General features: G+C 68.5%; 12 protein-coding genes. 6 read left to right on the top strand and 6 right to left on the bottom strand.

The window, feature by feature from the left end:
* Window positions 1–6: 6 nt before the first annotated feature.
* From TU34_RS02105 to TU34_RS02095, 3 genes are all read right to left on the bottom strand, one after another.
* The gene (locus tag TU34_RS02105) at window positions 7–1497 is read right to left on the bottom strand and encodes a protein adenylyltransferase SelO (RefSeq protein WP_045821192.1); all 1491 of its coding nucleotides are present in this window, start codon (window positions 1495–1497) and stop codon (window positions 7–9) included.
* Between the two features lie 38 nt (window positions 1498–1535).
* Window positions 1536–1784, bottom strand: coding sequence for a hypothetical protein (locus tag TU34_RS02100; protein WP_052688643.1), 249 nt, complete (start codon window positions 1782–1784; stop codon window positions 1536–1538).
* A gap of 118 nt (window positions 1785–1902) precedes the next feature.
* Window positions 1903–2904, bottom strand: a complete 1002-nt coding sequence (locus TU34_RS02095; RefSeq protein WP_045821190.1) for an oxidoreductase — start codon at window positions 2902–2904, stop codon at window positions 1903–1905.
* A 108-nt stretch (window positions 2905–3012) separates the two neighbouring features.
* Between TU34_RS02095 and TU34_RS02090 the strand changes: the two genes are divergently transcribed.
* Entirely contained in the window at window positions 3013–3504 is a 492-nt protein-coding gene (locus tag TU34_RS02090; RefSeq protein WP_045821253.1) for a ribonuclease H family protein, read from the top strand.
* Between the two features lie 102 nt (window positions 3505–3606).
* Here the strand turns inward: TU34_RS02090 and TU34_RS02085 are convergent, their stop codons facing one another.
* Entirely contained in the window at window positions 3607–4404 is a 798-nt protein-coding gene (locus tag TU34_RS02085; RefSeq protein ID WP_045821189.1) for an SDR family oxidoreductase, read from the bottom strand.
* Window positions 4405–4478: 74 nt separating this feature from the next.
* Here TU34_RS02085 and TU34_RS02080 point away from each other — a divergent pair, with 74 nt between their 5' ends.
* The 5 genes from TU34_RS02080 (at window position 4479) to TU34_RS02060 (ending at window position 10082) form a co-directional block, all read left to right on the top strand.
* On the top strand, window positions 4479–5042 hold the full coding sequence (locus TU34_RS02080) for a TetR/AcrR family transcriptional regulator (protein WP_045821188.1): 564 nt from the start codon (window positions 4479–4481) through the stop codon (window positions 5040–5042).
* A 78-nt stretch (window positions 5043–5120) separates the two neighbouring features.
* Window positions 5121–6536 carry a decaprenylphosphoryl-beta-D-ribose oxidase gene (locus TU34_RS02075; protein WP_045821187.1) on the top strand — a complete coding sequence of 472 codons (1416 nt, stop codon included), beginning with the start codon at window positions 5121–5123 and terminating at the stop codon, window positions 6534–6536.
* 42 nt (window positions 6537–6578) lie between these two features.
* Window positions 6579–7340 carry a decaprenylphospho-beta-D-erythro-pentofuranosid-2-ulose 2-reductase gene (locus TU34_RS02070; protein ID WP_045821186.1) on the top strand — a complete coding sequence of 254 codons (762 nt, stop codon included), beginning with the start codon at window positions 6579–6581 and terminating at the stop codon, window positions 7338–7340.
* 7 nt (window positions 7341–7347) lie between these two features.
* A complete protein-coding gene (locus tag TU34_RS02065) occupies window positions 7348–9306 on the top strand; it encodes a galactan 5-O-arabinofuranosyltransferase (protein WP_045821185.1) in 1959 nt (652 codons plus the stop codon).
* On the top strand, window positions 9303–10082 hold the full coding sequence (locus TU34_RS02060; protein ID WP_045821184.1) for an MBL fold metallo-hydrolase: 780 nt from the start codon (window positions 9303–9305) through the stop codon (window positions 10080–10082). Before TU34_RS02065 ends, TU34_RS02060 begins: the two co-directional genes overlap by 4 nt.
* Window positions 10083–10086: 4 nt before the next feature.
* Here the strand turns inward: TU34_RS02060 and TU34_RS02055 are convergent, their stop codons facing one another.
* Window positions 10087–10947, bottom strand: a complete 861-nt coding sequence (locus TU34_RS02055) for a metal-dependent hydrolase (protein WP_045821183.1) — start codon at window positions 10945–10947, stop codon at window positions 10087–10089.
* A 114-nt stretch (window positions 10948–11061) separates the two neighbouring features.
* Entirely contained in the window at window positions 11062–12627 is a 1566-nt protein-coding gene (locus TU34_RS02050) for a hypothetical protein (protein ID WP_238981129.1), read from the bottom strand.
* Between the last annotated feature and the right edge of the window lie 21 nt (window positions 12628–12648).

Below are 12648 nucleotides of genomic sequence, written 5' to 3'. Positions count from 1 at the left end.
CCGGGTTCAGGTGCCGCAGAAGGTCTGGAAGCCGGCACCGAAGTCGTCCGGCGCCGGTTGCGCGTAGGCACCCAGGGCGGGGTCGGCGTCGAACGGTCGCGTGATCACACGCAACAGCACCTCGAACTTCTCGAGGTCTCCCTCGGTGGCGGCGCGTAACGCGATGTCCACGAGATGGTTTCGCGGGATGTAGATCGGGTTGACGCGATCCATCGCCGCGGCGGTGGCCTCCTCCGCCTCGGGGAGCGCGGCGCGCCACCGGTCGAGCCATGGCGCGATGGCGTCGCGTGGGATCAGGTCGTCGAGGGGGCGGGAGTTTCCGCGCAGCTCCTCGGCGAGAGCCCGGAACGTGCCGGTGAAGTCGGGGCGGTGCTCACGCATCACGGTCTGAAGGTCATCGATCAGGGCCGAATCGGGCTCGGCGAGGCCGATTTTCGCCGCGAAGTGGCGTGCGAGGTGCGCGTCGTGGCGGTCGAGGAAGGTCCCGAGCACCCCGGTGAGTGCCGCGATCGCCGCGTCGGTGTCGGGCTTATCGGGATCGGCGCTGATCTGAGCTGCGACGAGTGGGATGAGCGACTCGGCGAAGCGGGCGAGATTCCATCCGATGACCGGGGGTTGGTTGGTGTAGGCGTAGCGACCCTGGACGTCGATCGAGCTGAACACGGTGGCCGGGTCGTAGGCGTCCATGAACGCGCACGGCCCGTAGTCGATGGTCTCGCCGGAGATTGTGGTGTTGTCGGTGTTGAGCACGCCGTGGATGAACCCGACGGCCATCCACTGCGCCACCAGTGCGGCCTGCTTCTCGACGACGGCCTCGAAGAACCGCAGGTAGCGGTCGTCGGCGCCGACGAGGTCGGGGTGGTGGCGCGCGATCGCGTAATCGGCCAACGGCTGCAGGGGGTCGCCCTGCCGGAGCGCGAACTCGAAGCTGCCGACCCGTATGTGGCTCGACGCGACGCGGGCCAGCACCGCGCCCGGCTCGGGGGCGTCGCGCATGATCGTCTGCCCGGTCGCGGTGACCGCGAGCGCGCGGGTGGTCGGGATGCCGAGCGCGTGCATGGCTTCGGAGATGAGGTATTCGCGCAGCATCGGGCCGATCGCGGCGCGGCCGTCGCCACCGCGGGCGAAGCGGGTCCGGCCGGAGCCCTTGAGGTGCAGATCCCGACGCGCGCCGTCGGCGTCGACGAGTTCGCCGAGCAGCATCGCGCGGCCGTCACCGAGGAGCGGTTGATAGCCCCCGAACTGGTGTCCGGAGTAGGCCATCGCGATGGTGGTCGCGCCCGCGGGCGGTGTCGATCCCGACAGGATCTGCGCGGCCTCGGCGGTGTGCAGTGCCTCGGGGTCGAGGCCCAGTTCCTCGGCGAGGTCGGTGTTGACCACCAGTACACGCGGGTCGGGTGCATGCTCGCCGACGAAGGGCACGAACATGCCCTCGAGATCGCGGGCGAAGGTGTTCTCGAGAGTGAACAGGGTCGACGTGGCGGCCGATGACGTCATACGACCAGGCTAACCACGGTTGCCACGGGTGGGTCCCGTCAGAACGTGCCGCCGAACGAGCCCGGCGGCATCCCACCCCATTGATTCTTCTCGGCGAGGTCCGGCGAGGTGCGGTGATACGCCTCGAGGTAGAAGCCTTGCCATCGCGGCCAGTCGAGGAACACATCACCCGCCTGCGCCCGATACCGCCGGTACTGTCGCCGCGCGGTGAGGGTCAGTGATTCCTGCGCGTCTCGCGCAGCGCGTCGCGCTTGTCTCGCGGCGCTGTCGGTCTGCGAGCGCGACATCGCGGTCCCACAGACGTCGTGAAAGATCGCCCGTCGCCTCGACAAGACCTGCATGCGGAGCCTCCCAACTGCACGAACCCGGTTTCGACCGTACGCCCGTGCGACCCGCTGTAGTGGCTCAGAAGCCGCCGGCGACGGCCACCACAGTGCGACCGGTGCGGCCACCATTCGCGATCTCGGCGAGCACGGCGTCGACGTCGGACACCGGGACCTCGACGGTCAGGTCGTCGAGGTGACGGATGCGCAGGTCACCGGCCAGACGCGCCCACGTCTCCCGTCGCTCGGCGATCGGCAGCTCGACGGAGTCGATACCCAGCAGGGCGACGCCTCGCAGGATGAAGGGCATCACGGTGGTGGGCAACGACACCCCGCCGGTGAGGCCGCTGGCCGCGACGGCGCCGCCGTACCGCACGGTCGACAGCACCCAGGCCAGCGTCTTGCCGCCGACGCAGTCGACGGCACCGGCCCAGCGCGCCTTGTCGAGCGGACGGATCTTGGCCTCGGGGTCCTCCGGGACACGACCGATGACCTCCGACGCTCCGAGCGCGATCAGGAGGTCGCGCTTGTCGTTCTTGCCCGTGGACGCGACGACCTCGAAACCGGCACCGGCCAGCAGATCGACGGCAACCGAACCGACACCGCCGGTCGCACCCGTGACGAGGATCGGACCGTCGTCGGGGGTGACCCCGTGTCGCAGGAGGGCGGCGACGCTCAGCGCCGCGGTGAATCCCGCGGTACCGATGGTCGCGGCCTGGCGCGGGGTCAGACCGTCACCGAGGGCGACGACCTGCTCGGCGGGAACCCGCGTGCGCTCGGCGTAGCCACCGTGGCGCGACACCCCGGTCTGGTACCCGTGCACGACGACAGGATCGCCGGCGGCGAAGTCGGGGCTCGCCGACTCCCGCACGGTGCCGGCGAGATCGATACCGGGAACGATCGGGTAGTTGCGGACCACACTCGCACCCGGCGTGATCGCCAGTGCGTCCTTGTAGTTCACCGACGAGTACGCGACGTCGATGGTCACGTCGCCCTCGGGCAGGAACGACTCGTCGACGGTCTCGGTGGTCAGTGAGACCGTGCCGTCGGATTCGCGGGCCACGCGGGCCGAGAAGGAGCTCATGTCGCAACCCTAACCATCCCTCGACCGTGCACTCGTTCGCATCGATCGATCCGGAGCGGCGTCGCGCCTGCCCGGCGATGTCGCGTGCCGACCGTAGACTCGCGTCCCGTGATCATCGTGAGTACCGACGGGTCGTGTCTGAAGAATCCGGGCGGAGCCATCGGGTGGGCCTGGGTCGACCACACCGGTCCCACGGCCAGCGGCGGGGCGCCGTCGGGCACGAATCAGACCGCCGAACTGCACGCGATCCTCGAGGCCATCACCGCGCATCCCGGTCCGGAACCGCTGATGGTGGAGTCGGATTCGCAGTACGGCATCAAATGCTCGTCGGAGTGGCTCCCCGGCTGGAAGCGCAAGGGATGGCGGACCGCCTCGGGCTCGCCGGTGCGCAACCTCGACCTCGTGCAGGCCATCGACGCCGCGATCACCGGCCGTACCGGCCCGGTGCGCTTCCGCTGGGTGCGCGGCCACATGGGCAACGAGTTCAACGAGATGGCCGATCAACTCGCCGGTGTCGCCGCACGCGAGGCGCAGACCAGCGGCCGTGCGTCGGCCAATCACCGTCCCGCCGAGATCGCCGAACCGGTGACCCTGTTCTGACAGTGACCAAAAAAGCCGCTGAGCGGACCGGCATGCCGCACAGGGCGATGCCGATCCGCTCAGAGGTAGATCTCAGTCGTCTGGCGAGGGAGACGGCGGGTGTCAGTGACTCCCGGCGAGGCGCTTGTTGACCAGACGCGTGAGGTACACCGGCGAGAAGCGCGAGCCGGCGGCCATCAAGCGGGTCTGTGTCCCGACGTTGTAGTGCACCTGGTGGATCAGCTTGCTGAACAGGTTGGGCTCGGCCGCGGCGATGATGCGGTCAGCGACGTCCTGGGGCCCGAGCTTGATGCCCAGGGAATCGGTGGTGCCGGTCTTGATGTTGGCGGTCATCGCCGTCTGCACGTAGAGCGGCCAGATGGCGACGACGCGGATGCCGTAGCTCGACCACTCGATGTCGAGGGCCTCGGTGATCGCGCGGACGAAGTGCTTGGTCGCGCTGTAGTTGGCCAGCTCGGCCTGACCGTAGATCGCCGACGCCGACGCGAGGTTGATCGCGACCGACCGCTTGGTGGCCTTGAGGTACGGGAACGCCGCGTGCAGGCCGTTGACCACGCCCTTGGTGTTGATGTCGATCTCCTTGTGCAGCGTGGAGACCTTGAGCTGCTCGAAGCGGCCGGCGATGAGGATGCCCGCGTTGTTGAGCATCACGTCGAGCTTGCCGCCGGTCTTCGAGGTGAACTCGGCGAGCCGCTCGGCGAACTCTTCGGCGTCGGTGACGTCGAGGTGGCCGATGACCGGGGTCGCACCCAGATCCTCGATCTCGTCGGACAGGGTCTTGAGCCCCGCCTCGTCGATGTCGTACGCACCGACGATGTAGCCCTTGCGGGCGAAGGACAGGGCCGTCTTACGACCGATGCCGGCAGCAGCGCCGGTGATGAACACGCTTTTCGGGGCCATGAGAGCTTTCTAGCAGGTGATCGATCCCACAGAGAACGATGTTCCGTTATCGGAATGGCGTTACGGTTCCACCCATGGCCGATCTCGACCGACGACGACGTCGCACCATCACCGCGGTGTGCACCGCCGCGCGCACGCTGTTCGAGGAACGCGGCTACCAGGCGGCCACGATCACCGAGATCGCGGCCGCGGCCGACGTCGCGGTCAGCTCCATCTACGCGAACTTCCCCGGCGGCAAGCAGGACATCTACCTCGCGCTCGCCGATCAGGCGGTCGCGGCCAACGAACACATCCTCGACGAGGCCGTCGCCGCCTCGACCCTGGCCGAGCGGGCGGGCGCCGTGTTCGACGCCTACGTGCGGTTCCACCGCGACGACGACCAGCTGGCGTTCCGGCTGATCGCCCTCACCGACGCCCTCGAACCCGACGCCAAGTTCGACGAGGCGCGCTCGGCCATCCGGATGCGCATCGCGGCGATGCTCGTCCGGGCGGTGGGCGAGCACGACGACCTCGACCGCACCATCGCGAGCTGGGCCGCGATCAACGGTCTGTTCTCGGCCCGCACGCAGGGGTTCATCGACGACGACACCCTCGACCGGACCCTGGCGACCACCCGGGCCTGGGCCGTCGCGCGATAGGGAGGGTGGGTGCGGTCACCCGGATGAGATGGTCGACCACGCCGGAGGCGTCATGACCACGCAGTAGGCTGTCGACCGATGTCTACCACCGATCTGCCCATCGAAACCCGTCGACTCGTGGGCTGGAGTCGCACCACGCCGATCGACGGCCGGGTGCTGTCGACGCCGGATGTCGAGGTCATCGCCGATGCCGTCGCGCGGGTCGCCGACAGCAAAGCCGACAAGCCCTCGTACCTGCGTCGCGGCGTCATCGCCCGCGGCCTGGGCCGCTCGTACAACGAGTCGGCGCAGAACGTCGGCGGCCTCACCATCGACATGACCCGGCTCAAGCGGATCCACTCGATCAGCGACGAGACGGCGATCGCCGACGTCGACGCGGGCGTCGATCTCGACACCCTCATGAAGGTGGCGCTCCCCTACGGCCTGTGGATCCCGGTGCTGCCGGGTACGCGACAGGTCACCATCGGCGGGGCCATCGCTCACGACATCCACGGCAAGAACCACCACAGCGCGGGCAGCTTCGGCAACCACGTCACCGAGATCACGCTGCTCGTCGCCGACGGCCGCGTCCTCACCATCACGCCCGAGGGCACCAGCGACGACCCCGACGCCTCGATCTTCTGGGCGACCGTGGGCGGCATCGGGCTCACCGGACTCATCCTGCGCGCGAAGATCGCGATGACGCGCACCGAGACGGCGTACTTCATCGCCGACGGCGCCGTCACCCACACCCTCGACGAGACGATCGCACTCCACACCGACGGCAGCGAACACAACTACACCTACAGCTCGGGCTGGTTCGACGCGATCAGCAAGCCACCGAAGCTGGGCCGCGGCACCTTCTCCCGCGGATCGCTCGCACGCCTCGACCAGTTGCCCGATGATCTGGCCCGGAACCCGTTGGCGTTCACCGGCAAGACGCTCATCAAATTCCCCGACATCTTCCCCAACGGTCTGGCGAACAAGCTCGACTTCGCGATCGTCGGCGAGGCGTACTACCGCATGGGCGGCAACTACACCGGCAAGATCCAGAACCTGACGAAGTTCTATCACCCGCTGGATCTGTTCGGTGACTGGAACCGCGCCTACGGCTCGAAAGGCTTCCTGCAGTACCAGTTCATCGTCCCGGTGGAGGCGGTCGAGGAGTTCAAGCAGATCATCATCGACATCCAGGCCTCGGGACACGTGAGCTTCCTCAACGTGTTCAAGCTCTTCGGTGAGGGCAACCGCGCGCCGCTGAGTTTCCCGATGGAGGGGTGGAACATCTGCGTCGACTTCCCCATCAAGAAGGGCCTGCACGAGTTCGTCACCGAGCTCGACCGACGGGTGCTGTCGATGGGTGGCCGTCTGTACTCGGCCAAGGACTCCCGCACCACCGCGGAGACGTTCCACGCGATGTACCCGCGGATCGACGAGTGGATCGCCACCCGCAGGCGGATCGACCCGCACGGCGTCTTCGTCTCCGACATGGCCCGGCGCCTCGAACTGGCCTGAGCCACTCCCCCGTACCCGTACGCCACAACGAAGGAACTCTCCATGATCAACGCCGTCGGCGTGCCGAAGACCCTGCTGCTGTTCGGTGGCAGTTCCGAGATCGGCCTGGCGATCTGCGCCGAGTACCTGAAGAAGGGGCCGATGCGCGTGATCCTCGCGACGGTGCCCGGTGACCCGGCCGGCGACGCGGCGATCGAGACGATGACCGCCGCCGGCGCCACGTCGGTCGAGCGCATCGACTTCGACGCACTCAAGCCCGACACGCACCCCGAGGTGGTCGAGAAGGCCTTCGCCGGTGGCGATGTCGACGTCGCGATCGTGGCGTTCGGTGTCCAGGGGGTCGACGAGGAGGTCTGGCAGGACCAGCGCAAGGCCGTCTTCACCGCCGACATCAACTACACCGCCGCGGTGTCGGTGGGTGTCCTGCTCGGCGAGCGCCTGCGCGCGCAGGGGCACGGCCAGATCATCGCCATGAGCTCGGTCGCCGGTGAGCGCGTGCGCCGCAGCAACTTCGTCTACGGCTCCACCAAGGCCGGGCTCGACGGATTCTTCCTCGGACTCGGGGAGGCGTTGCGCGAGTTCAACGTCCGCGTGCTGGTCATCCGACCCGGCATGGTTCGCACACGTCTCTCGGCGCACGTCAAGGAAGCCCCGATGACGGTGAACAAGGAGGACGTGGGCCGCCTGGCGGTACGCGCCGCCGACAAGGGCAAGGAGATCGTGTGGGCGCCGCCGCCGTTCCGCTACGTGATGATCGTCCTGCGCCACATCCCGCGGCCGATCTTCCGCAAACTCCCCATCTGATCCCGACGTGAGCGCCGCAACCACCGACGCGTCGACGGCCGAGTCGCCGCACCCGTCGCCCGCGCCCGCCGGACACCGTGGCCTGCGTCGGTACGGCGTCGACACCGCGACGATCGTCGCGGCCGCGGTGGTCGCGGCGGTGGTCGGGGCGATCGGACTGTTCGCCATCGGTCAGGTGCAGTGGCCGGCGTTCAACTCCTCGAACGTCACCGGCGCGCTCACCACCGTCGGTCAGTGCGTGGCGATCGCGGTCCTGCTCGTCGCGGTGGTGGCCTCACGGATGGGTGCACTCACCCGGTGGGTGACACCGCTGAGCTGGGTGGGCATCTCGGCGTTCGCGACGGTCACCCTCGCGATGCCACTGGGTGCCACCAAGCTCTACCTGTTCGGGATCTCGGTCGATCAGCAGTTCCGCACCGAGTACCTCACGCGCCTCGCCGACACCCACGGCCTGGCCGACATGACCTACATCGACCTCGCACCGTATTACCCGGCCGGGTGGTTCTGGCTCGGAGGTCGGTACGCGAACCTCGTCGATCAGCCCGCATGGGAGGCATTCAAGCCGTGGGCGATCCTGTCGATCGCCGTGGCCGCCGCCGTGGCGATGGCGCTGTGGACCCGCATGATCCGCACCGACCGCGCGATCGCGATCACCCTGGCGACGACCGCGGTGACGATCATGTACGCGGGCCCGGAACCCTATGCCGCCGTGCTGATCCTCGTCGGTGCGCCGATGATGATCACGGTGTTCCACGCGCTGCGGTCCGGTCGACGCGCGGCCCTGCTCGCCGGCGGGATCTTCATCGGCGTCAGCGCCACCTTCTACACACTGTTCGCCGGGTTGTTCGCGCTGTCGGCGGTGCTGATGGCCCTCTACCTCGCCGTCGACGCGATCCGCGCGACCGCCAACCGGGCCACCGACCCCGGCGCCCTCCGGCGTCGACGCCTGCGGGTACTCGGCGTACACGCGGCGCGGCTGATCGGCATGGGCGTGGTGTCCGGGCTGATCGCGTTGATCGTGTGGGCTCCGTATCTCCTGGCACGGCTGCGTAATTCGCCGGCCAGCGGCGGGACCGCCGAGCACTACCTGCCCTCGAGCGGGGCACAGCTGCCCACACCGATGCTGCACCTGACGTTGGTCGGTGTGCTGTGCATGATCGGCCTGCTGTGGTTGCTGCTGCGCAACCGGCAGCGCACGGTGTCGCTCGCACTCGGGATCGTCGTGATCGCGATCTACCTGTTCTGCCTGTTGTCGATGGCGCTGACGGCCATGGGGACCACACTGCTGTCGTTCCGGCTCGAACCGCTGCTCGCGGTGATCCTCTCGGCCGCGGGGGTTCTCGGCATCGCCGAGATCGCGCGGGCGGCCGTGAGACGGTTCGGCGACATCCGCTTCCTGGTGGTGGTCGCGGCGGTCGTTGCCGCGGTGGGGGTTTCGCAGAACATCCCCGATCACCTGAGTTCGGAGATCACGACCGCCTACACCGACACCGACGGCAACGGTGACCGCGCCGACAAGCGCCCGCCCGGCGCGCAGTCGTACTTCCCGCAGATCGACACGCTCATCCGGCAGCAGACGGGACGTCCGCGCGACGAGACGATCGTCCTCACCGCCGACTACGGGTTCCTGTCGATCTACCCCTACTACGGCTTCCAGGGACTGACCTCGCATTACGCGAACCCCCTGGCAGAGTTCGACAAACGCGCCGCCGCGATCGAGCGGTGGGCGACCCTGCAGACCCCCGACGAGCTGATCCGCGCCCTCGACACCTCGCCCTGGCGCGCGCCGCAGGTGTTCCTGTTCCGCTACAGCGCCGACGGATATGCTCTGCGCCTGGCCACCGACGTCTACCCGAACGACCCCAACGTGCGGCGGTACACGGTCGCCTTCGGTTCGGCCCTGTTCGACGATCCCCGGTTCACCGTGACCGAGGTCGGTCCCTTCGTCCTGGTGGTGCGCAGATGAGTCACTTCACGATCACGACCGTCGAGAACGAGAGTGGCGGAAGCGCGCATCTCATCCACACCGAACACGTCAACTGGGTTCTGCTGCGCGACGATTCGGGTGTCACCCTCATCGACGGCGGCTACCCCAAGCAGGTCGACGACGTGATCGCCTCGGTGCGCGAGATCGGTGCGCAGCCCGGCGACATCCGCGCCGCACTCGTCACCCACGCCCACGTCGACCACATCGGCGGCCTCAGTCGTCTCGCGAACCGCTACGCCTTCCCGGTCCACCTCGACCCGGTCGAGGTGTCCCACGCGCGCCGCGAACACCTGCAGCAGGCGACACCGAAATCGCTGGCGAAGCTCGCCTACAAGCCACGCGTGCTGCGGTGGATGGCCGAGATCGTCGCCCTCGGCGGTCTCGACACCACCGGCATCCCCAACGCCGAGCCGTTCGCCACCTCCGCCGACGGGTCGCTGGACCTGCCGGGGCGTCCGGTGCCGTGGTCGGCGCACGGCCACACCGACGGCCACAGCGCCTACCTCGTGGCCGGTGGCCGGGTGCTGGTGTCGGGTGACGCGTTGGTGACCGGACACGGCATCACCGCCCACGTGGGGCCGCAGTGCATCCACCCGGTGTTCCACCACGACGAGGCCGCGAACCGGGAGGCCCTGCGCGCGTTGGCCGAGCGGGAACGGCTGTCGGGTGCGGCCGTGGAGTTCCTCTTCCCCGGCCACGGTGAGGTCCACCGCGGGTCGGTGTCCGACGCGGTGGCAACGGCCCTGCGGGGCTGACGCCTCAGTTCGTGCGGTGGCCCCGGCCGGCCGCGAGGTTGTCGGCCAACACGCCGCTGTCGCCGAACAACTCGGCCCGCCACTCCTCGAGCAGGTACTCGGTGGGGTTGTCGTCGGGGTGGAAGCCGCGCCGGGTGTAGGTGCGCAATTCATCGAGCACCTCGCGTCCCAGCCACGGATTGGCGCGCAGCGCAGCAAGACTCGCGAACAGTCGTCGCGGGTTGTAGGTGGCGCGATCACGCGCCATCGACACCATCGTCCACACGATGGTGTTCAGGACGAACACCACGTGGACCACACGCATGGTGGCGATGCGCATCCGCTCGGTCCCGCCCACGTACCGGTAGACGTCGAACGCGACGGCCTTGTGCTCGACCTCCTCGTAGGCGTGCCACATCAACAGCGCCCGCACCTGCTCCGACGAGATGAGTGCGCGCGCCCGCGGTTCGGTGAGCAGCAGCGACGCCAGCGTCGCGGTGTAGTGCTCGAGTGCCGCGGTGATCGCCAGGGACAAACGGTGGGGCAATCGCCGGAACATCCGCGCCAGCGCGCGTTTGGTGTGCTTGTCGCACGCCATCGTCGGGTACCCCATGGCGCCGAGTCGCTCGTTGATCTCGCGGTGCTCGCGGCCGTGGGTGACCTCCTGGCCGATGAACCCGGCGATCTGCTTGCTGAGCACGGGATCGGTGACCTGGTCGCGGTAGTGCTTCACCGACCGGACGAAGAAGTCCTCACCCTCGGGGAACACGGCCGAGAGCATCGACACGATGTGGCTCATCACGAGGTCCCCGGCGACGTAGTGCCGCTCGAGGGATCCCTCGGGGTAGGAGAACCTGATCCTGCGCGCCCGGATGTCGGTCGCCATGGGGAACCTCCGCTGTCGGTGCCGGGCACGGTGACCACCGATAGGTGTGTCTGCCGTCACACGTACCCATCGAGTGTCCTCCTGCGCAGGGCGCGGTGTCAACGCCTGTTGCGATCAGGTACAGCTCGGCGACTGCTCGGACAGCACGCCGCGCACCGACAGCGGCCCCTCGAGCCGATAGGTGCCCGGCTGCGGGGCCCGCACGGTGATCCACCCCTGCTGGGTCTGATCGATACACGCACTCACCGTCGGATCGTCGACGTCACGCGCGACCAGGTAACGGTTGGGGCGGATCTGGATGGGATGTGTTCCGGTGTCGGGGATCTCGACCACCATCTGTGCGGGGGTCTCGGTCACCAGTGACAACGGCGGCGCCACGACCGATCCCGGATTAGCCACCCGGTAGAGCGTCCACTCGTCGTTGCCCCACTCGCGCGTGAGATACGGCAGTCCCGCATTGACCAGTGCCGCTTCGGATCTCGCCTGGCGAAGCGGCTCGTCGGAGACGGCGACCCACGACACCGCGTTCTCGTTCAGCCACCGTCGGTACGACAGCGGGGTGAGCGCATCCTTCTCGTAGAAGATCGGGTTGAACCGCGAATCGGACTGGTTCTCCCACCCTCGCGCCAGCTTCACCAGTGACCCCAGTTCGTGTGATCCGGCGTGGGTACCCGCATCGATCAGCTCCACGCGGTGGTTCACCAGGCCGGGCCCGCGCAGCAGGGCCAGGCGCAGGGGCTCGTAGTTCTTCTCGGTGTCACCGGCATCGGCGACCGCGACCTGATCGGCCACGGCGACGAACCCCGCGTAACTGACCGCGGGCAGAAGGGTGACGAGCAGGATCGGCAGGGCGCGGCGCGAGAACCACAGGATGAGACAGGGGACCACGAGACAGAAGAAGCGACTCAGGTTCGACCCGATCCCGTTGGGGACGGCGAACACCACGATCGCGGTGATCATCGCCAGCGGCGCGATCCAGCGCTGCGGCGCCTCGGTGATCGCGTACCCCGCACCCAGGCCGATGAGGATCGTCCACACCAGCGTCGTCCACGGGAAGCCCTGGGCGCCGGGCGCCCCGAAGAGTGCGAACGGCACCACCACGCCCAGACCGGAGCCGATCAGCACACTCCAGACCGTCCGGGACCGATGGCCGCCACCGAGCAGGAACGGCACGGCCGCCAACCCCACGAACGCGGGTGCCAGCGGACTGGCGAGACCGGAGACGACCAACACCACCGCGGCGAGGGTGGTCGTCCCACGTTGCAGCAACAGCACGGCGAACAGCGCGAACGCGGCACCGACGGAGAACGCCACACGACCCGACATCATGTTGAGCACGGCGGCGACCACGATGGCCCACGTCAGCATCGTCGGGTGCACCGCCCGGCTGCCCGCACCGACGCCGACCGTCGCGTGCGCCAGGGGGTGCGCCATCACCGCGATCAGCAGGGTGGCGATCGCCAGCAGGGCCAACGAGCCGGTGAGCGCCGACAACGCCGGCACGAGAAGGGAGTAGCTGCCCGGCGACACCCCGCCGTACCAGCCGAACCAGTATCCGAGACCGACGCCCGACCGCGCGGCCTCCTCGCGCGCGATCGCGGCCTGCAGGTCTCCGAGGGTCGGGCTCAGCGCCCAGAGGGTGACCGTCGCGACCAGGGCCACCGCCAGCGGGAGTGCCATCGGCCAGCTCCGTTGCCGGCC

The sequence above is a fragment of the Williamsia herbipolensis genome, from assembly GCF_000964005.1.
GTDB lineage: Bacteria > Actinomycetota > Actinomycetes > Mycobacteriales > Mycobacteriaceae > Williamsia_A > Williamsia_A herbipolensis.
This window is presented reverse-complemented; position numbering and strand designations above follow the sequence as displayed.

Coding starts and splice junctions, on each gene's coding strand:
- TU34_RS02105 (WP_045821192.1), bottom strand. CDS start 1,497: ATGACGTCATCGGCCGCCACGTCGACCCTGTTCACTCTCGAGAACACC.
- TU34_RS02100 (WP_052688643.1), bottom strand. CDS start 1,784: ATGTCGCGCTCGCAGACCGACAGCGCCGCGAGACAAGCGCGACGCGCT.
- TU34_RS02095 (WP_045821190.1), bottom strand. CDS start 2,904: ATGAGCTCCTTCTCGGCCCGCGTGGCCCGCGAATCCGACGGCACGGTC.
- TU34_RS02085 (WP_045821189.1), bottom strand. CDS start 4,404: ATGGCCCCGAAAAGCGTGTTCATCACCGGCGCTGCTGCCGGCATCGGT.
- TU34_RS02080 (WP_045821188.1), top strand. CDS start 4,479: ATGGCCGATCTCGACCGACGACGACGTCGCACCATCACCGCGGTGTGC.
- TU34_RS02075 (WP_045821187.1), top strand. CDS start 5,121: ATGTCTACCACCGATCTGCCCATCGAAACCCGTCGACTCGTGGGCTGG.
- TU34_RS02070 (WP_045821186.1), top strand. CDS start 6,579: ATGATCAACGCCGTCGGCGTGCCGAAGACCCTGCTGCTGTTCGGTGGC.
- TU34_RS02060 (WP_045821184.1), top strand. CDS start 9,303: ATGAGTCACTTCACGATCACGACCGTCGAGAACGAGAGTGGCGGAAGC.
- TU34_RS02055 (WP_045821183.1), bottom strand. CDS start 10,947: ATGGCGACCGACATCCGGGCGCGCAGGATCAGGTTCTCCTACCCCGAG.
- TU34_RS02050 (WP_238981129.1), bottom strand. CDS start 12,627: ATGGCACTCCCGCTGGCGGTGGCCCTGGTCGCGACGGTCACCCTCTGG.